Origin of the sequence: Lentzea kristufekii (assembly GCF_033949925.1) — a bacterium.
In the GTDB taxonomy this organism is placed as follows: domain Bacteria; phylum Actinomycetota; class Actinomycetes; order Mycobacteriales; family Pseudonocardiaceae; genus Lentzea; species Lentzea kristufekii.
The window spans coordinates 40,170-57,981 of the sequence record NZ_JAXAVV010000020.1; the positions used below are offsets into that span (position 1 = coordinate 40,170).

The 17,812-nt window shown below is 69.8% G+C and carries 19 protein-coding genes; 11 read left to right on the top strand and 8 right to left on the bottom strand.

Annotation, left to right across the window (positions count from 1 at the left end):
* Window positions 1–103: 103 nt before the first annotated feature.
* Both SK571_RS33205 and SK571_RS33210 read left to right on the top strand, forming a co-directional pair.
* Window positions 104–475 (top strand): hypothetical protein, encoded by a 372-nt coding sequence (locus SK571_RS33205; RefSeq protein WP_319988054.1) that lies wholly within the window; start codon window positions 104–106, stop codon window positions 473–475.
* A 138-nt stretch (window positions 476–613) separates the two neighbouring features.
* Window positions 614–1,747: an endonuclease/exonuclease/phosphatase family protein gene (locus SK571_RS33210; protein ID WP_319988055.1), complete on the top strand. Its 1,134-nt coding sequence runs from the start codon at window positions 614–616 to the stop codon at window positions 1,745–1,747.
* Here SK571_RS33210 and SK571_RS33215 read toward each other — a convergent pair.
* Both SK571_RS33215 and SK571_RS33220 read right to left on the bottom strand, forming a co-directional pair.
* A complete protein-coding gene (locus SK571_RS33215) occupies window positions 1,744–2,034 on the bottom strand; it encodes a DUF1905 domain-containing protein (protein WP_319988056.1) in 291 nt (96 codons plus the stop codon). The two genes, SK571_RS33210 and SK571_RS33215, sit on opposite strands and share 4 nt — an antisense overlap.
* A 109-nt stretch (window positions 2,035–2,143) precedes the next feature.
* The gene (locus SK571_RS33220) at window positions 2,144–2,326 is read right to left on the bottom strand and encodes a hypothetical protein (protein WP_319988057.1); all 183 of its coding nucleotides are present in this window, start codon (window positions 2,324–2,326) and stop codon (window positions 2,144–2,146) included.
* A gap of 122 nt (window positions 2,327–2,448) precedes the next feature.
* On the opposite strand from SK571_RS33220, the gene SK571_RS33225 reads away from it, so the two are divergent.
* Complete coding sequence (locus SK571_RS33225) at window positions 2,449–3,000, top strand: TetR/AcrR family transcriptional regulator (protein ID WP_319988058.1); 552 nt, start codon at window positions 2,449–2,451, stop codon at window positions 2,998–3,000.
* Window positions 3,001–3,005: 5 nt separating this feature from the next.
* Window positions 3,006–5,162, top strand: coding sequence for an MMPL family transporter (locus tag SK571_RS33230; RefSeq protein WP_319988059.1), 2,157 nt, complete (start codon window positions 3,006–3,008; stop codon window positions 5,160–5,162).
* Window positions 5,163–5,226: 64 nt separating this feature from the next.
* On the opposite strand, the gene SK571_RS33235 is transcribed toward SK571_RS33230, so the two are convergent.
* The 4 genes from SK571_RS33235 to SK571_RS33250 form a co-directional block, all read right to left on the bottom strand.
* Window positions 5,227–5,580 (bottom strand): DUF6292 family protein, encoded by a 354-nt coding sequence (locus tag SK571_RS33235; protein ID WP_319988060.1) that lies wholly within the window; start codon window positions 5,578–5,580, stop codon window positions 5,227–5,229.
* A 92-nt stretch (window positions 5,581–5,672) separates the two neighbouring features.
* The gene (locus tag SK571_RS33240) at window positions 5,673–6,617 is read right to left on the bottom strand and encodes a sporulation protein (RefSeq protein ID WP_319988061.1); all 945 of its coding nucleotides are present in this window, start codon (window positions 6,615–6,617) and stop codon (window positions 5,673–5,675) included.
* Between the two features lie 27 nt (window positions 6,618–6,644).
* Complete coding sequence (locus SK571_RS33245; protein WP_319988062.1) at window positions 6,645–7,853, bottom strand: hemolysin family protein; 1,209 nt, start codon at window positions 7,851–7,853, stop codon at window positions 6,645–6,647.
* Window positions 7,850–9,091 carry a hemolysin family protein gene (locus SK571_RS33250; RefSeq protein WP_319988063.1) on the bottom strand — a complete coding sequence of 414 codons (1,242 nt, stop codon included), beginning with the start codon at window positions 9,089–9,091 and terminating at the stop codon, window positions 7,850–7,852. The genes SK571_RS33245 and SK571_RS33250 overlap by 4 nt, the downstream gene beginning before the upstream one ends.
* Before the next feature lie 108 nt (window positions 9,092–9,199).
* Between SK571_RS33250 and SK571_RS33255 the strand changes: the two genes are divergently transcribed.
* From SK571_RS33255 to SK571_RS33285, 7 genes are all read left to right on the top strand, one after another.
* Window positions 9,200–9,595 (top strand): helix-turn-helix domain-containing protein, encoded by a 396-nt coding sequence (locus SK571_RS33255; protein ID WP_258948440.1) that lies wholly within the window; start codon window positions 9,200–9,202, stop codon window positions 9,593–9,595.
* A gap of 35 nt (window positions 9,596–9,630) precedes the next feature.
* Window positions 9,631–11,334, top strand: coding sequence for a dihydroxy-acid dehydratase (locus SK571_RS33260; RefSeq protein ID WP_319988064.1), 1,704 nt, complete (start codon window positions 9,631–9,633; stop codon window positions 11,332–11,334).
* Window positions 11,335–11,624: 290 nt separating this feature from the next.
* On the top strand, window positions 11,625–13,190 hold the full coding sequence (locus SK571_RS33265; protein WP_319988065.1) for an ABC transporter substrate-binding protein: 1,566 nt from the start codon (window positions 11,625–11,627) through the stop codon (window positions 13,188–13,190).
* Window positions 13,187–14,167, top strand: a complete 981-nt coding sequence (locus tag SK571_RS33270; protein ID WP_319988066.1) for an ABC transporter permease — start codon at window positions 13,187–13,189, stop codon at window positions 14,165–14,167. Before SK571_RS33265 ends, SK571_RS33270 begins: the two co-directional genes overlap by 4 nt.
* A complete protein-coding gene (locus SK571_RS33275) occupies window positions 14,160–15,044 on the top strand; it encodes an ABC transporter permease (protein WP_319988067.1) in 885 nt (294 codons plus the stop codon). The genes SK571_RS33270 and SK571_RS33275 overlap by 8 nt, the downstream gene beginning before the upstream one ends.
* Window positions 15,038–15,940, top strand: coding sequence for an ABC transporter ATP-binding protein (locus SK571_RS33280; protein WP_319988068.1), 903 nt, complete (start codon window positions 15,038–15,040; stop codon window positions 15,938–15,940). Before SK571_RS33275 ends, SK571_RS33280 begins: the two co-directional genes overlap by 7 nt.
* Window positions 15,922–16,554 (top strand): ABC transporter ATP-binding protein, encoded by a 633-nt coding sequence (locus tag SK571_RS33285; RefSeq protein WP_319988069.1) that lies wholly within the window; start codon window positions 15,922–15,924, stop codon window positions 16,552–16,554. The genes SK571_RS33280 and SK571_RS33285 overlap by 19 nt, the downstream gene beginning before the upstream one ends.
* Here the strand turns inward: SK571_RS33285 and SK571_RS33290 are convergent.
* Both SK571_RS33290 and SK571_RS33295 read right to left on the bottom strand, forming a co-directional pair.
* Complete coding sequence (locus SK571_RS33290) at window positions 16,526–17,050, bottom strand: class F sortase (RefSeq protein WP_319988070.1); 525 nt, start codon at window positions 17,048–17,050, stop codon at window positions 16,526–16,528. The two genes, SK571_RS33285 and SK571_RS33290, sit on opposite strands and share 29 nt — an antisense overlap.
* Complete coding sequence (locus tag SK571_RS33295; protein ID WP_319988071.1) at window positions 17,050–17,787, bottom strand: DUF4397 domain-containing protein; 738 nt, start codon at window positions 17,785–17,787, stop codon at window positions 17,050–17,052. The genes SK571_RS33290 and SK571_RS33295 overlap by 1 nt, the downstream gene beginning before the upstream one ends.
* Between the last annotated feature and the right edge of the window lie 25 nt (window positions 17,788–17,812).

A 17,812-nucleotide genomic window follows, 5' to 3' on the forward strand; every position in this document is an offset into this window, starting at 1 on the left:
GGTTCATCCTAGGTTCGTCCTTGATCAAAAGGGCAACGTCGTGGTCGCGGGCCGAACGGCTCGCAGGGACATCTCCCGAAATAGAAAGATCGAGGGGTATTTCGTGAAGTCTCGCAATCTCGTACTGGCCGCCGCGGGTCTGGGGCTCGCACTGACGGGGATCGCTCCCGTGACGGCCGGCGCGGAGACCTCCGGTGACGTGTCCGTCCAGGCGGTGCACCGCAAGTCGGCCAAGTGCGTCTCGCCGGCCGACCAGAAGATCAACATCTCCTGGGGCGACGGCAGCGTCACCACGACGGTCTACTACAACAACCACTGCAACCAGGCTCGCGCGATCGAGCTGGAGTTCGTGCGAGAGAGCGGCGAGCGCTTCAACAAGTGCTTCGTGGCTCCCGCGAAGAAGAAGTCCAGCAAGGAGATCGACAACGGCAACCCGAACAAGGTGTCGATCCTGAACCGCGCCAGCTGCCCGTGATCGGGTAGCAGCCGATACCTGGAGGGCCCCACCACCTTCCGGCAGCCCAGCCACGGGGGCCCTCCACCATCGGCGCAGTGAAAGATCACCCGAGCGGACCAGGGCGAACACGTTCCTCCACATGCGACCCTGGAGTGTGTGAGCACCACGCGAATCGGTTCGTTCAACGTGGAGAACATGTTCGAGCGCCCGAAGGTCATGGGCCGCAACGCGACCAAGCACGCGGCTCCGATCCTGGCCGCCCACGCCCGTTTCAACGAACTCATCGCCGCCGAGACCTACCTGCCGGAAGTCAAGGAAGAGCTCAAGGAACACCTGGCGACACTGGAGTTGCTCAGGAGTGACCGCAGCAAGTACGCGATCCTGCGACGCATCCGCGGCCGGTTCCTCGCGCGCCACCGCACCGGCGAAACCTCAGTCGTGGCAAGCGGTCGCGAGTCCTGGGTCGGCTGGGTGGAGCTCACCACCGAACCCATCAGCGAACTCGCCACGCGCCACACCGCACAGGTGATGCGCGACGTCGGCGCCCACGTCCTCGGCGTGGTCGAGGCCGAGTCGCGCGAACTGCTGCACATGTTCTCCGCCAGCATGCTCAAGCACGTCGGCTGGACCCCGTACGAGGAAGTCCACCTCATCGACGGCAACGACGAGCGCGGCATCAACGTCGGACTGCTCACACGGGACGAACATCAGGTCATCACGATCCGCACGCACGTGTACGCGAAGGACAGCTCGGGCGTCATCTTCTCCCGCGACTGCGCCGAGTACCACGTCCGCACCCCCGCCGGCCCCGAGGTCGTCCTGCTCGTGAACCACCTGAAGTCCAAGGGCTACGGCGCTCCCGGCGACCCGATCGGCGCCCGCCGCCGGTTCCGCCAGTCGGTCCGCATCGCCCGCATCGTGAACCGGCTGCGCGACGAGGGCCACGAGCACATCGCCGTCGTCGGCGACCTCAACGACACCGCGGACAGCGAAGCGCTGCGCCCGCTGTTCCAGCGCACGGGCCTGCGGGACATCAGCGAGCACGAGAACTTCGACTGGGACCACCGCATGGGCACGTACCGCGGCGTGAACGAGAAGGGCAAGATCGACTACGTCCTGCTCACCCCCGAACTGTTCGCGAAGGCCACCGGCGGCGGCATCTTCCGCAAGGGCGTGTGGCGCGGCCCGCGCACGAAGAACCGTTGGGACGTCTACGAAACCATGACCAACGAGGTGCACGCGGCCAGCGACCACGCCGCGATCTACGCCGACATCGACTGGACCCTCTAGACGACCTCGACGGTCACCTCGACGACGTCACCCGGCCCGACGCCGTTCTTCTTGCGCACCGCCGCCTTGATCGGCAGCACGTAGCAACCGGACTGCTTGTCCGGGAACACCGACGTCGACCAGTTGCTCGCGCCGACCCCGACGCGCACCTTGACCGCGCCGAAGCCGGCACCGGGCGTGGCGATGTCGCGGATCTGGTCCGAGACGTCCTCGGGCAGCGTCACGAAGGTCCAGGTATCCGTGCGGCGGGCGTCCCAGATCCAGAGTTCCGCGTCGAAGACGAACATCGGCCCATTCTCACAGAGGCGCGCTGATGACGAAGTCCTCGTCGAACCGCGCGGCCAGCGCGCCGCCCAGGCCGTGCGGCTTCACGGCTCTCCTCGTCCGGCCGCACTCTCACCACCCGGCGGCGAACTCCACTCCGGATGTCGGCGAATGCCCGAGCCACGGCACCTCGCCGTCGAGCAGCCTCGCCCGCTCGCGCCAGCTCTCCAGCCCGGCGCAGCAGCCGGGTCCGACCCGCACCCCGGCCCCGGTGTCACGCACCTCCGTCCCGCCCGGACAGGGCAACGACGTCACCACCGGTCACCTCGACGACCGCCTGCATCTCGATCACTCACCCATTGTGGTGACGAACGCCACCGACCATTTCGGTCGGTAAACCTACCGAATCGGTCGGTGAACGCCGTAAAGTCGAATTCATGCCACGACAGCCCAGGACCGGGGTCGACGAGAAGATCCTCGACGCCGCCGCCGCGCTCTTCGCGCGGCACGGCTTCGAGCAGACCTCGTTGAAGTCGCTCGCGGACGCTGTCGGCTTGTCCAAGGCCGGCCTCCTGCACCACTTCCCGAGCAAGGACGCTCTCTTCGAAGCGGCGTGGGAGCAGAGCCGTGTGCTCACGATGCACGTTCTCGACCAGGTCTCGCCGCTGCCCGCCGGGCCCGAGCGGGACCGGCGGGCGCTGGAACTGCTGACCGACCACGCACTGGACCGGCCAGGACTGGTCTCGCTGCTGTTCCGGACGATGACGGCGCCCGGTGAGGACCCGCAGCAGGCGCAGGACGAGCTGCTCCTCAACGAGATGTTCGTCATCGACCCCGAGAAAGAACTGCCCCGCGCGATCCGGATCGTCGGCGCGCTGAGCGCCATGGCCGTGCTCACCCTTCTGGCCAACCAGGAGGGTGACAAGACGACCTGGCGTCCCTTGATCCTCGCTACCTGCTACGACGCACTCGGGCACCAGGAGGCCTGACCATCATGGCGAAACTGCTCTACAAACTGGGAATGGGCACCTACCGGCGCCGTCTCCCCGTCGTCCTGATCTGGCTGCTCGTGCTGATCGGCTCCGGTGTCGGCGCGTTCACGCTCGGCGGTGAGACGTCCAACTCGATGTCCATCCCCGGCCAGGAGTCGACCACCGCCCTGGAGCGCATCCAGGAGAAGTTCGGCTCCGGTGAGACCGCGTCGGCCAAGGTCGTCGTGCAGGCTCCGGACGGTCAGAAGCTGCCGCAGCACGTCAAGGCGATCACCGACCTGGTGGCCGACGAGTCCGCGCTGAAGGGCGTGCGGTCGGCGACGAACCCGCTCGACCCGGCGGCGCCCAGCGTCAACCGCGACGTCAACGTCGGCTACAGCACCGTCACCTACGACGTGAAGCCGGGTGAGGTCACCGCCGAGCAGCGCGCCGAGCTGACCAAGGCCGTCGACAAGGCGCGTGCGGCCGGCCTGACCGTCGAGGTCACCGGCACCGCGATGCAGGAGACGCCGCACGTCGGCGGGCCCACCGAGGCCATCGGTGTCGTGCTGGCGCTGGTCGTGCTCGCGCTGACCTACGGCTCGCTCGTGACCGCGGGCATGAACCTGCTCAGCGCCGGTATCGGCGTCGGCATCGGCACGCTCGGCATCACGATCGCCACCGGGTTCATGGACCTGCAGTCGACCACGCCGATCCTCGCCTCGATGCTGGGACTCGCGGTCGGCATCGACTACGCGTTGTTCATCATCAACCGCTACCGCCAGGAGCTGCGCCGCGGTTCCGACGTGGGCCACGCCGTCGCGACCGCGGTCGGCACCGCCGGGTCCGCCGTCGTCACCGCCGGGCTCACCGTGGTGATCGCGCTCGTGGGCCTCGCGATCGCGGGCATCCCGTTCCTCACGCAGATGGGCGTCTCCGCCGCCGCCACGATCGTCGTCTCGGTTCTGATCGCCATCACGCTGGTCCCCGCGGTGCTGAGCCTGCTCGGCCGCCGCGTGCTCACGCGCAAGGAACGTGCGGCCGAGGCCTCGGAGCCCAAGGACCGCGGTGTCATCCGCGGCTGGGGCGGTGCGGTCACCCGCAACCGCGTCGTCGCGCTGCTGCTCTCGGTCGTCGCGCTCGGCATCGTCGCGATCCCGGTGGCGTCCATGGACACCACGCTGATCCAGAAGCCGCCGACCGGCTCCACGCAGGAACGCGCCGACCAGATCCTCGCGAAGGGCTTCGGCGAGGGCTTCAACGGCCCGATCATCGTCCTGTTCGAGGGTGACGGCGCCGCCGCGACGGCCACCGAGGCGTCCAAGCCGATCCAGAAGCTGTCCGACGTCGCCATGGTGACGCCGGCCCAGCCGAGCCAGGACGGCAAGTCCGCGCTGGTCACCGTGATCCCGAAGTCCGGCCCGGACACCGTGGAGACCGAGAAGCTCGTCGCCGACCTGCGCGCCGAACTGTCCGGTGTGGAGGGCGGCAAGGCCTACGTCACCGGCGCCACCGCGGTCAGCGTCGACGTGGCCACGTCCCTGGACAAGGCCCTGCCGATCTACCTCGCGGTCGTCGTCGGCCTGGCGCTCGTGCTGCTGATCCTGGTCTTCCGCTCGCTGCTCGTGCCGCTGGTCGGCGTGCTCGGCTTCCTGCTCACCATCGGCGCGTCGCTCGGTGCCACGGTCGCGGTGTTCCAGTGGGGCTGGCTCGCCGGCGCGGTGAACCTCGACAGCACCGGCCCGCTGATCAGCCTCACACCGATCCTGGTGATCGGCATCCTGTTCGGCCTCGCCATGGACTACCAGATCTTCCTGGTGTCCCGGATGCACGAGGCGCACCACCGCGGCGCCAAGCCCATCGAGGCCATCACCACGGGCTTCCGCCAGGCAGCGCCGGTCGTCGTGGCCGCCGCACTGATCATGTTCTCGGTGTTCGCGGGCTTCGTCCCCGCCGGCGAGGCGACCGTGAAGTCGATCGCCTTCGCCCTGGCCGTCGGCATCTTCGTGGACGCGTTCGTGGTCCGCATGGTGCTCGTGCCGGCCGCACTCGCCCTGCTCGGTGAGCGCGCCTGGTGGCTGCCGAAGTTCCTGCGCTGGCTGCCGGAGCTCGACGTCGAGGGCACCGCGCTCGACGAGATCGAGAAGAAGGACAGGCAGGAGCCGGTCAGCGTCGGCTGATCCCGCTCACAAAGGTCCGTCGTGCCCACCTGATCACGGGCGCGACGGACCTTTCGGCGTTCGGTCAGGCCACCTGACCGGCGTGCACCGCCGGACTCGCGACGTCCGATGAGCTGGTGTTGGCGAACTGACGCCGCACCCAGCGGGCGACAGTGCGAGGCGGCGGCTCCACGGCTCCACCCAGATGGGCCACCACGGTCAGCTCGGCACCGTCCTCAAGAGCGATCGCCCACCCGTGGCACTCGGTCCACAGCAGGGCGACATCGCGGTCGGGATGTCCGGGCAACCGGCCGTCCACGGCTATGTACACCCGCAGAGGCTTGAGCTGGTCCACGCACGAGGACTCACCGCTCAAGCCCAGTTCCCGCGTGACCCTAAGCGCGTAATCAAGCGCAATCACGTCGTCACCGCCCTCCATCCACCGGGGTAACAACGCCGACTGCTTGACGCACGACGCGGTTACCCCGGGAGGAGGAACGCAAACGGAAACTCAGTCACTCACCGCTGAAGTCACTCGCCGCCGAAGTCGCCGAAGTCCTCGAACGCGTCGTCCATCATCTCGCCGACGACCATGCCGCCGACGACACCGGCGGCACCGGCCGCGACGACCGTGCCCATGCCCATGCCGCCCCGGCCGTGGTGGCCGCCGTGGTGACCGTGCTGGCCGTAGCCGTGCATGCCGCCGCCACGCTGCGCCACCTGGGACAGCCACCCGTTGATGGACGAAGCCCAGTCGGCGACCTGCGCCTCCTGGTGCGAGAGCCGGAAGTGCCCGAACGCGTCACCGCCCGACGAGAACATCCCGCCGCGCTTGTCGGCCTCCAGGATCACGAACAGCTCGTGCGGCGACGCCACGAACGTCAGCTCGACCTGCTGGACGGCACCGGCGAACTGGGCCGGCGGGAAGAACTCGATCTCCTGGTAGAAACCGAGCTCCTGCGGCACGCCGTGCAGGCGGCCGGCCTCGACGTCCGCGCTGCGGAACGAGAACCCGAGCTGCCCGAAGGCGTTCAGCACCGCGTCCTGCGACGGCAGCGGGTGGACCAGGATCGGGTCGAGGTCGCCCTTGTCCGGCGCGCCCGCGATCACGAGCTCGGTCCGCACGCCCACGGTCATGCCGGGCAGCTGGCCGCCGCCGACCGCGGTGATCGGGGTCTCCCACGGGATCGGCAGCTGGAACGGGATCGCGACCAGCTGACCGGCCCCGACCCGCACACCCTGCTGCACGACGACCCGCAGGAACTCCGACACGCCGCCGTACTCGTGGTCACCGTGCTCGACCTCGACGCGGGTGACGAGCGACAGCACGACCTGGCCGATCTCGGCGTCCGCGCTGCCACCCTGGATGCGCACCTGCCCGGTGACGAGCTGGCCGGGCGTGGCGTGCGGCGAGTCCAGCACCGTGTCGACCGACGGGCCGCCGACGCCGAAGGCGCTGAGCATCCGTTTGAACATGTGTGTTTCCTCCCTGGGAAACTCCGGTCAGCGGACGCCGACCGGACGGGTGTCGGTTTCGTCCTCGAAGTCGCCGATCAGCTCTTCGAGGAGGTCTTCGAGTGCGGCAATACCGGAAATTGGCCGCTCCTCCGGAGACGGCGGCTCGTTCGCCGGCAAGTCGGCCGTCCGGCCACCGCTTCGGCCCGAATCGCCTTCGGCGGTTGACCCGAAGAGGCGACCGGAGGACCGACGCGAACTCGCATGATCGGCAGCCAGGGTGAGTTGTGCTCGTGCGTCGCGCGTCGTCGTCACGGCCGAGTCGTCGGCGACTAGCGCTAGTTGTGCTCGTGCTTCGCGCATCGCCGTCACGGCCTGGGCCACCGGCATCGACGCGGGCAGCGTCAGCACCGGGCCCATCAGCTCGCGGGCGGGCAGGTCCTCGCCGCGGTCCGTGGCGCGCATGGCCTCGCGGATGTGCACGAGTCCGACGTAGTCGCCGCGCTGGTCGGTGACCGGGAAGCGCGACCGTCCACACTGGAGGCTGCGGCGCTCGATCTCCTGTGCGGTGGTGTGCTCGGTGACCGTCGACGTCTCCTCGATCGGCACCATCACCTCGCTCACGGTCGTGCGCTGCACCTGCAGCATCCTCGTCAGCAACCGTTGCTGGGCCTCGGGGATGAGGCCGTGCTCGGCGGACTGGCGCAGCAGCATCCGCAGGTCGTCCGGCCGGTGCGCCTGCGCCAGCTCGTCCTGCGGCTCGACCTTCATCAGGCGCAGCAGCGAGTTCGTGACGCCGTTCAGTCCGCTGAGGAGCCAGCGGACCGAGCGGGCGAACGCGCGGAACGGCAGCGCCAGGATCAGCGCGGACCGCTCGGGGTTCGCGATGGCCCACGACTTCGGGGCCATCTCGCCGACGACCATGTGCAGGAACACCACCAGCACCAGGCTGATCGCGAACGCGATGCCGTAGGCGAACGCCTCCGGCAGGCCGGTCAGGCGGAGCGCCGGTTCCAGCAGGTCCGCGACGGCCGGTTTGGCCAGCGCGCCCAGGCCCAGGGTGCACAGCGTGATGCCGAGCTGGGCACCCGCGAGCATCAGCGACAGCTCGCGGACGCCTGCCACGGCGGCACGCGCCGCCCGTGACGTCTCGGCGGCCTGCTCCAGCCGGTGCCGCTTCGCCGCGATCAACGCGAACTCCGCGGCCACGAAGAAGCCGTTCAACGCCAGCAGCACGACGGAAATGACGATGCTCATCGGGACAGCACCACCGAGTCGGGCACGTTGCGCGCCACCGTCGTGACGACCAGCCGCACGCCGTTCATCTCGATCTCGTCTCCGGCCTGGGCCACCCTGCCCAGCTGATGCAGTACCAGACCGGACACCGTGTCGTAGGCGTCGTCTTCCGGGAGTTCCACGCCGGTGGCGTCCTCGACCTCGTCCAGCCTCATGCGGCCGGGCACGCGCCAGTCGTCGCCGACCTTCTCGATCATCTCGGCCACTCGGTCGTCCTCGTCGTGGATCTCACCGACGAGCTCCTCGGCCAGGTCCTCCAGCGAGATCACGCCGGCGAACCCGCCGAACTCGTCGACCACGCAGGCGAGCTGGCGGCGTTCGGTGCGCAGCCTCTCCAGCACCGCGGGCAACGGCAGCGTCGCCGGGACGACGAGCGCGGGCGAGGCGATCTTCTCGATCTCCGTCGAGGAACGCTTCTCCGGCGGCAGCGTCAGCACCTCGGCCAGCCCGACGACACCGCGCAGGTCGTCCAGGTCCTCGCCGACCACCGGGAAACGCGAGTTGCCGGTGTCCAGCAACGACACCACGCGCGCGGCGGGTTCGTCGAACCGCACGGTGTGGACGTTCACGCGGGGCGTCATCGCCTGTTCCGCGACGAGCTCGCGGAACCCGATGCCGTGCTCCAGCAGCCGGGTGAGCTCGGGGTCGAGGTGTCCCTGCTCCCCCGCCTCCTCGACGATCTGCCGGAAGTCCTCGGGCGTCGCACCCTGCGGCAGTTCCTCGACGGGCTCGATGCCGAGCGCGCGCAGCAGCCGGTTCGCGGCCGCGTCGAACAGCCGGATCACCGGTCCGGCGATCTTCAGGTAGAGCAGCGTGGAGGAGCTCAGGGCCAGGGCCAGCTTCTCGGGCCGCGCGATCGCGAGGTTCTTCGGCAGGAGCTCACCGAGCACCATCTGCACGAAGGTCGCGAAGACCAGCGCGATCACCATCGAGCCCGGCACACCGAGGCCCGTGCCGAGCAACGGCTCGGCCACGTATCCCACGAGCAGCGCCGTCACCGTGATGCCGAACTGGGCGCCGGACAGCATGAAGGAGAGCTTCTGGGTCACGCGGTAGGCACGTTCGGCGGCCTTCGAGCCGCCCTCGGCCAACTGCTGCAGGCGGCCGCGGTCGACCGCCATGTACGCGAACTCCTGCGCGACGAAATAGCCGGTGGCCACGGTGAGGGCCACGATGGCGAGCAAGCCGGATGCGATCAACAAGACGCACCCGGCCACGTACTACAGCCGTCTACATCGGCTTCTTCGGACATGTACCAACAGTAGCACGTAGCACTGTATGGTTCGCGGTGACGGGAGGTCATCGCCATGTCCGAAGCACTGCTGAAGATCGGCGAGCTCGCCGCCCGCGCCGGCGTGAGCATCCGCACCGTCGACTACTACACGACACTGGGCCTGATCAGCCCCGCCCAGCGCACCGCGAGCAACTACCGCCTCTACCGCGGCGACGACGTGGAGCGCATCCACCTCGTACAACGCCTGGAGGTCCACGGTCTTCCCCTGGAGGACATCGCCCGTGCGTTCACGGCCGGTCCCGCCGACACCGCGGCGGTGCTCGGGCAGATCGACACGGACCTGCGCACGCTCCAGGAAGCCGCCGACGCCGCGTCCCCGGAGATGCACGGCCTGCTGTCGGTGATCGCGAACCGGGTCCACTCGCTGATCACCATCGCCCTGCAGCTGCCGCCCGACCTGCCGATGTAGCTAAGGTCGAGGAGGACGGCCTTGGGAGGCGCGCAGTGGGGCTACGCAGCGAGCACTGGTACGCAGGTCAGGACCGCAACGCCTACATCCACCGAGCCTGGATGCGCCGCGGCGTTCCGGACGACGCCTTCTCCCGCCCGCAGATAGCCATCGCCAACACCGCCTCCGACCTCACCCCGTGCAACGCGCACCTGGACGAGGTCGCGAAGTCCGTCTCGAACGGCGTGTACGAGGCGGGCGGCATCCCGCTCAACCTGCCCGTGGTGTCGCTGGGCGAGACCAACGTCCGCCCCACCGCGATGCTGTGGCGCAACATGGCCGCGATGGCGGCCGAGGAGATGCTGCGCGCGAACCCCGTCGACGGCGTGGTCCTGCTCGGCGGGTGCGACAAGACGATTCCGGCACTGCTGATGGCGGCCGCGTCCGTCGACATCCCGGCGGTCGTGCTGCCGGGCGGGCCGATGCTGACCGGCACGTTCCGCGGCACTCCCCTGGGCTGCGGCACGGACGTCTGGCGGCTGTCCGAGGAGGTCCGCGCGGGCACGTTGTCGCAGGAGGCGTTCGCCCGCTCCGAGTCGGCGATGATCCGCAGCCGCGGCCACTGCAACACCATGGGCACCGCGTCGACGATGGCACTGGTCGCCGAGGCGCTCGGCACGGTCGTCCCCGGCGTGGCGGGCACCCCGGCACCGGACAGCAGGCTGCTGGAGGCCTCGCACGGCACCGGCAGGCTGGTCGTGGAGCTGATCGAGCAGGACCGGCGGCCGAGCACGTTCCTGACCAAGGCGTCCTTCCACAACGCGATCGTGGCGCTGGCGGCGATCGGCGGCTCGACCAACGCCGTCGTGCACCTGCTCGCGATCGCGGGCCGGCTCGGCGTCGACCTGACGCTGGACGACTTCGACCGCGTCGGCTCGGGCGTGCCGTTGCTGGTGGACCTGCAGCCGGCCGGCCGGTTCCTGATGGAGGACTTCCACCGCGCGGGCGGGCTTCTGGCCGTGCTGCGGGAAGTGCGCGACCTGCTCGACCCCGCCGGGCTCACGGTCACCGGACGGCCGCTCGTCGACCACCTGGGTGACGCGCCGATCTGGGATCCCGAAGTGATCAGGAGCAGGTCCGAACCGATCATCGCCGAGGGCGGCATCGCGGTGCTGCGCGGCAACCTGGCGCCGTCAGGAGCGTTGATCAAACCGGCGGCCGCGTCCGCGCACCTGTTGCGGCACCGCGGGAAGGCCGTGGTGTTCGACAGCATCGAGGACTTCCACGCCCGCGTCGACGACCCCGATCTCGACGTGGACGCGGACTCCGTGCTGGTGCTGCGGGGCTGCGGCCCGCGCGGCTATCCCGGCATGCCCGAGGTGTCGAACATGCCGTTGCCGAAGAAGCTGCTGGAACAGGGCGTGCGCGACATGGTCCGGATCTGCGACGGGCGCATGAGCGGCACGGCCTACGGCACGGTCGTCCTGCACGTGGCACCGGAGGCGGCCGCGGGCGGGCCGCTCGGCCTGGTGCGCACCGGTGACGTCATCGTGCTGGACGTGGAGAACCGCCGCATCGAGGTCGAGGCGCCGGACTTCCTGTCCCGCACGCCGAACGCGGCGATGACGTCGGCGTTCGCCTCACCGAAGCGCGGCTGGGAACGGCTCTACGTCGACCACGTCCTGGGCGCCGACACCGGAGCCGACCTCGACTTCCTCATCGGCTCCAGCGGCAGCGAAGTCGCCCGCGAATCGCACTAGTGCGAGTGCCCGTGCTCCTCGACGTGACCCGCGTCGTGCACATGCGTGTGTGAGTGCGTCTCGCCGCCGTGCGCGTGAGTGTGCTCGTGTTCAACGTGATCGTGCGCATGCTCCCCATGGGGATGCGTGTGAGTCGTATCTCCGTGGCTGTGCTCGTGAGTGTGCACTCCGTTGGTCATAACTCGATGCTGGCACGACTCCTCCTCAAGCGCGCACCTGCAAGGTCTTGCTTATTGCAACTTGCTTGCTGTTAGCTGCCTCTGGCAACACGGATACTGGGGAGGAACTGGATGCGGCGCGCGCTTCTGCTGGCCGTCGTCCTGCTGGCGGGGTGCTCGTCACCCGACGGCTCGACGACCGGATCGGCGACGTCCATCGTGATCGGCGCAGGCAGTGAGCCGGAGAACCTCAACCCCGTGCTCGGCTACGCACCGGACGGCGCCGCGAAGATCTTCGACGGACTCGTCTCGCGCGACGCCTCGCTGGCGCTGAAACCGGCTCTGGCCGCGGAACTGCCGACGGCGTCGGCGGACGGTCTGACGTGGACGGTCAGGCTGCGCAAGGACGTCACGTTCTCCGACGGCACCCCGCTGACCGCGGACGACGTCGTGTTCACCTACAAATCCGTGGTGGACAAGAAGGTGAACTCCACGATCGCCTCCCGGTTCGACCCGCTGGCCGGCGTCGTGGCGAAGGATCCGGCCACCGTCGAGTTCACGCTCTCCTACGCCTACGCACCGTTCGCACAGCAACTCGCGCTCGGCATCGTGCCCGCGGCGAAGCTCACCGGCGTCGACATCAACAGCGCTCTGTTCAACACCGCCCCGGTCGGCACCGGCCCGTACACGGTCGCCGAGTGGCGCAAGGGCGACCGGCTCATCTTGAAGGCCAACGAGAAGTACTGGGGCGGCGCGCCCGCGATCAAGTCCGTGACCGTGGTCTTCGTGCCGGACGACAACGCCCGCGCGACCCGCATGGCCGCCGGTGAGTTCGACGGCACGGTGCTGCCGCCCAAGCTCGCCAGGACCTACCGCGACAGGTCCGGGTACAGGATCGTGCAGAACCCGTCGGCCGACTACCGCGGTCTCGGCATCCCCTCCGAACTGCCGTTCACCTCGTCCCCGCAGGTCCGGCGCGCGATCAACCTCGGCATCAACCGCCAGGCCATGATCGACGCCGTGCTGGCCGGCTCCGGCAAACCCGCGTCCACGCCCATCTCGCCGTACCTCAAGGACTGGTACGACGAGAGCTCCGCGTTCGCGTACGACGTCGCCGAAGCGGAGAAGCTGCTCGACGAGGCGGGCTGGCGCAAGGGCGCGGACGGCAAGCGCGCCAAGGACGGCCAGGCCGCGAAGCTGCCGGTGCTCTACCCCGCTCCCGACGTGCTGCGCAAGGAACTCGCGCTCGCCACGGCCTCGGACATCGCGAAGCTCGGCATCGACGCCCCGGTCGAGGCGACCACGTTCGACGTCATGCTGCAGCGGCGCAAGGAAGCGGCGTCGGTCTGGGGCGGCGGCGACCCGTACGACCCGGACACGGCCGCGTACACGTTGCTGCACAGCAAGTACGCGGGTCAGGACGGCTACGTGAACATGACGCTGTACAGGAACTCCACTGTGGACAGCGCGCTCGACACCGCCCGCCGCAGCCTCGACCCGGCCGCGCGCAAGGGTGCCTACCAGGACTTCCAGGAGGCCTACGCCGCCGATCCCGGCTGGGCGTTCCTGGTGTTCCTCGACCACACCTACGTCCTGCGGGACAGGTGGAACGGCCAGGAGACCCAGGTCGAGCCGCACGACCACGGCCTCGTGCACGCGGTGTGGTGGAACCTCGAGCGCTGGACCCCGAAGCCGTGACGCGGCGGAAGGCGATCGGCACGCTGGCGCTGCGCCGGCTCGCGTTCGCGGTCCCGGTGCTGCTCGTGGTCAGCTTCGCGTTGTTCGTGCTGGCCAAGGCCTCACCGTTCGACCCGATCGAGCGCTACTTCGGCGTCCGGATCATCGGCGCCTCACCGGAACGCGTGGCCCAGCTGCGCGCGAACTGGGGAGTCGACGAACCCGTCGTGTCCCAGTACTGGGCCTGGCTGCGGCACGCGGTCACCGGCGACCTCGGCGACTCGTTGTCGTTGCAGCAACCCGTGTCGGCCGTGATCGGCGACCGTCTCGGATGGACGGTGCTGCTGGTGTCCGTCGGCTTCACCCTGGCGCTGGTGCTCGGACTGCTGCTGGGCACGCTCGCCGCGTGGCGGCAGGGCTCGTGGCTCGACCGGTCGATCACGGGCAGCTGTTACGCGCTGGAGGCCGCGCCGGTCTTCTGGGTGGGGCTCGCGGTGCTGTACGTGTTCGCGCTGCAGCTGCGATGGCTTCCCGGTGGCGGCGTGACGACCGGGTCCGAACCGGTGTCCGCCGGCGGCGTCGCGGTCCACATGGTGCTGCCGGTGGCCGTGCTGGCGATCTCGCAGGCGCCGTGGTTCGTGCTGTTCGTGCGGCAGAACCTCCTCGAATCGTTCACTCAGGACCACGTGATCGGCGCTCGGGCCCGCGGACTACCGGACCACCTGGTGGTGTCGGGGCATGCGCTGCGCACCTCGCTGCTGCCGTTCCTGACCCTCCTCGGCGCGCGACTGCCCGAGCTGATCACCGGGGCGTTGCTGGTGGAGACGGTCTTCTCGTGGCCGGGCATCGCGCGGGCGACGGTGGAGGCGGCGCTGAACGTCGACTTCGCCCTGCTGGGCGCGCTGACCGTGATGGCGACGGGCGTGGTGCTGGTGGGCAACCTGCTGGCCGACGTCCTGTACGCGCTGGCCGACCCGAGGGTGGCGCTCGATGGCTGACCTGACCTGGCGCCCCGCCCCGCGCAGCCGCCTCACCGCCGCGAGCCCGCCGCGATCGCCGAAGTGGCGGCTCCTGCCGTCCGCGGTCGTCCTGGGCGTCGTCGCGCTGGTGGTGCTGGTCGTGCCACTGTTCGTGGAGCTCAACGAGCAGTACGTCGACCTCGCGATCGCCAACCAGCCGCCGTCCGCCGCGCACCTGTTCGGCACCGACGAACTGGGCCGCGACGTGTTGCTGCGCTGCGTCTACGCCCTGCGCGTGTCCCTCACGGTCGGCGTGGTCGCGGCCGTGATCTCCGCGGTCGCCGGCACGGCGGTCGGTGCGCTCGCGGGGTCGATCGGCGGCTGGTTCGACCGGATCCTGATGCGCGTGGTCGACGCGATCGCCTCGGTGCCGCATCTGTTGCTGGGCATCGTGATCGTGGCGGTCCTGCGGCCCAGCCTCTCCGCCGTGATCATCTCGATCGCCCTCACGCACTGGCTCACGTCCGCCCGGATCGTGCGGTCGGAGGTGTTGTCGCTGCGCACGAGGCCGTTCATCGACGCGGCGATCGCCGGCGGCGCGAGCCGGACGCAGGTGCTCACCAGGCACCTGCTGCCGAACGTCGCCCCGCAGGTCCTGCTCGCGACCACGCTGATGGTGCCGCACGCGGTGTGGCACGAGACGGCGTTGTCGTTCCTGGGCCTCGGTCTGCCGCCGCACGCGGCCAGCGTCGGCAACATGATCAACGACGCCCAGCGCTCGTTGCTGGTCGGCGGCTGGTGGATGTCGCTGGCACCCGGACTGCTGCTGATCATCACGTCGCTGGCGGTCTCCGGGCTGAGCGGCGTGTGGCGGGACCGGCTGAACCCCAAGAGGCGCACGGAGTTGACGTGGTGAACCTGGAGATCGACCGGGTGTCGGTGCGGTTCGCGCTCAAGGGCGCGGTCGTCGAGGCCGTGAACGACGTGTCGTTGCTGATCAGGCCCGGTGAGTGCGTGGCGCTGGTCGGCGAGAGCGGCTGCGGCAAGACGGTGCTGGCCTCGGCGCTGCTCGGGTTCCTCCCGGGCAACGCGGAGACCTCGGGGAGCGCGCGGCTCGGTGACGTCGACCTGCTCGCGGCGACCGACCACGAGCTCGCGACCACGGTGCGCGGACGCCGCATCGGTCTCATCCCGCAGAGTCCCGCGAGCCACCTGACGCCGGTCCGCACCGCGCGGTCCCAGCTCGAGGAGGCCGCGCACGTCCTCGGCGGCGACGCCCGGCAGGCCGCCGAGCGAGCCGGTCTGCTGCCCGAACACCTCGACCGCTACCCGCACGAGCTGTCCGGTGGCATGGCGCAGCGCGTCGCGAACGCGCTGGCGCTCGTGGGCAACCCGCCGCTGCTCATCGCCGACGAACCCACCACCGGCCTCGACCGCGACCTCGTGGACGGGCTGCTCGACGAGTTCCGCAGGCTGGTCGACGACGGCCACGCCGTCCTGCTGATCACCCACGACCTCGCGGCGGCGCACAGGGTGGCCGACCGGATCGCGGTGATGTACGCGGGCCGGATCGTCGAGGTCGGCCCCGCGCACCAGGTGCTCGACCGCTCGAAGCACCCGTACAGCCGGGGGCTCGCGAACGCCCTGCCGGAGCGGGACTTCCTCCCGGTCCCCGGCCAGCCTCCCCTGCTCACCGACCTGCCGGCGGGGTGTGCGTTCGCCCCGCGCTGCGACCAGGCCACCGCGATCTGCGAGGACCGCCCCGTGCTCACCGACGACCCGCACGCCGTCGCGTGCCACCGCCCGTGCTGACCGGGCTGGGCATCACCGCGGGCTACGACGCCCCGGTGATCAACGACGTCAGCCTGACCGTCCGGCCAGGACAGACCGTGGGTCTCTCCGGGCCGAGCGGATCGGGCAAGTCCACTGTGGCGCGGGTGCTCGCGTTGCTGCACAAGCCGTTCGCCGGCACGGTGGAGATCGACGGCGAGACCGTCACCGGGTTCCGGTTCAAAGCGCGGCAACGCACGAAGATCGGCGTGCTGTTCCAGCAGCCGAGGATGTCCGTCGACCCGCGGTTCACCCTCCGCCAGGCGATCGCGGAACCCGGTGGGGACCGCGTCGGCGAACTGGCCGACCTGGTGATGCTCACCGACGACCTGCTGGGCCGCCGTCCGCACGAGGTCAGCGACGGCCAGTTGCAACGCGCCTGCCTGGCCCGTGCACTCGCGTTGAACCCGCGGTACCTGATCTGCGACGAGATGACGACGATGCTGGACGCCTCCACGACGGCGGCACTGGTCGGCGTGATCCGGGCGTACCAGCGCGAGTCCGGCGCGGGCGTGCTCGCGATCTCGCACGACACCACGCTGCTCACGAGGTGGGCGGACGAGACCGTCAGACTTTCAGCACCGCTTCCACGATGACGTTGTTCCGGTAGCTGCCCGCGACCCGGTCGAAGTCGCCCCCGCACGTCACGAGCCGCAGCTCGGACAACGGCGTCGGCCCGTACACCAGGGCGGTCGGGAACGCGGACTTCTCCATCGTCCGGGTGCTGTTCACGACGAACGTCAGCTTGCTGCCGTCCTCGCGCTCCACCAGCACCTCGGCACCGGGCTGCAGCTCGGGCAGCCGGTAGAACACGCCGGGCCCGGTCTTCGAGTCGACGTGCCCGGCGATCACGGCCGGGCCGGCGTCGCCCGGCGCGATGCCCTTGGCGTACCACCCGGCCTTGTCCGAGCGCGTCGGCGGCTCCAGCACCCCGGAGGAGTCGACCGCCAGCGCTTCGAGCGTGGTCTCGACGCCGATCGACGGGATCAGCACCGTCACCGGCTCCGGCACCTCGTCCGACCCGGGCCCTTTGACGACGTAGATGAGCGTGACCAGGACCGCCGCACCCATCAGGAGCTTGCCCCTGGCCATCAGCCGAACCGGAACAGCCGGCCGCGCACCGAGTACATCGCCACGCCCACGATGAGCGTGATCACCAGGGCGGTGAGCCAGTCCCAGCCGCCCGCCATGCCGCCGAACCCGGTCTCCTGCCCGCCGCCGGGCACGACCTCGGCGCCCTTGGCGTCGGTCCGCAGCTCGATGCGCCGTGCGTTGACCAGCAACGTGTAGACGCCGCCGGGTTCGATCGTGGCCTCCAGCGTCGTGGAGTCCTTGCCGCGCGGCACCACCTGCAGCCCGTCCGAGCCGGGGGCCAGCAGGACGTAGCCGGTCGTGGAGTTCGCCTGCACGCCGCGATGCACGGGCGCGCCGCCGCGCACCAGGTCCATGGCGGCGTCACCGGCGTTGATCACCCGCAGCCGCGCCTGCCCGTCCGGAGGCAGGCTGATGTCGTCCTCCAGCACCTTCATCGAGGAGGCGATGTCGATGACCGTGTAGGTCTTCCCGCTCTCGGCCCGCATCGTCACCGACCGCAGCAACGGGCTGCCCGGCTCGGCCATGCGGAACTCGACGACGTGCTCACCGGGCTCGATGCGGCGGTAGTCGTAGAGCTGGGCGTAGTCGAGGGTGCCGAGCTTGACCCCGTCGAGCGTGCCGTCGACGCGCGCCTGGTCCATCGAGAAGTGCCCGAGGCGCACGTACGTACCTGTCGCGGCGTGTGCGGGCGTGGCGGAGAGCAGCAGCAACAGCACTACGGCGAGTACTCGCACGCGGACCCCTCCCCTCGGTTGACGA

Bases quoted from the DNA above. Each gene is read 5' to 3' on its own strand.
- SK571_RS33255 (WP_258948440.1), top strand. From the start codon at position 9,200: ATGTCCGAAGCACTGCTGAAGATCGGCGAGCTCGCCGCCCGCGCCGGC.
- SK571_RS33265 (WP_319988065.1), top strand. From the start codon at position 11,625: ATGCGGCGCGCGCTTCTGCTGGCCGTCGTCCTGCTGGCGGGGTGCTCG.
- SK571_RS33215 (WP_319988056.1), bottom strand. From the start codon at position 2,034: ATGTTCGTCTTCGACGCGGAACTCTGGATCTGGGACGCCCGCCGCACG.
- SK571_RS33240 (WP_319988061.1), bottom strand. From the start codon at position 6,617: ATGTTCAAACGGATGCTCAGCGCCTTCGGCGTCGGCGGCCCGTCGGTC.
- SK571_RS33225 (WP_319988058.1), top strand. From the start codon at position 2,449: ATGCCACGACAGCCCAGGACCGGGGTCGACGAGAAGATCCTCGACGCC.
- SK571_RS33235 (WP_319988060.1), bottom strand. From the start codon at position 5,580: ATGGAGGGCGGTGACGACGTGATTGCGCTTGATTACGCGCTTAGGGTC.
- SK571_RS33230 (WP_319988059.1), top strand. From the start codon at position 3,006: ATGGCGAAACTGCTCTACAAACTGGGAATGGGCACCTACCGGCGCCGT.
- SK571_RS33245 (WP_319988062.1), bottom strand. From the start codon at position 7,853: ATGAGCATCGTCATTTCCGTCGTGCTGCTGGCGTTGAACGGCTTCTTC.
- SK571_RS33290 (WP_319988070.1), bottom strand. From the start codon at position 17,050: ATGGCCAGGGGCAAGCTCCTGATGGGTGCGGCGGTCCTGGTCACGCTC.
- SK571_RS33275 (WP_319988067.1), top strand. From the start codon at position 14,160: ATGGCTGACCTGACCTGGCGCCCCGCCCCGCGCAGCCGCCTCACCGCC.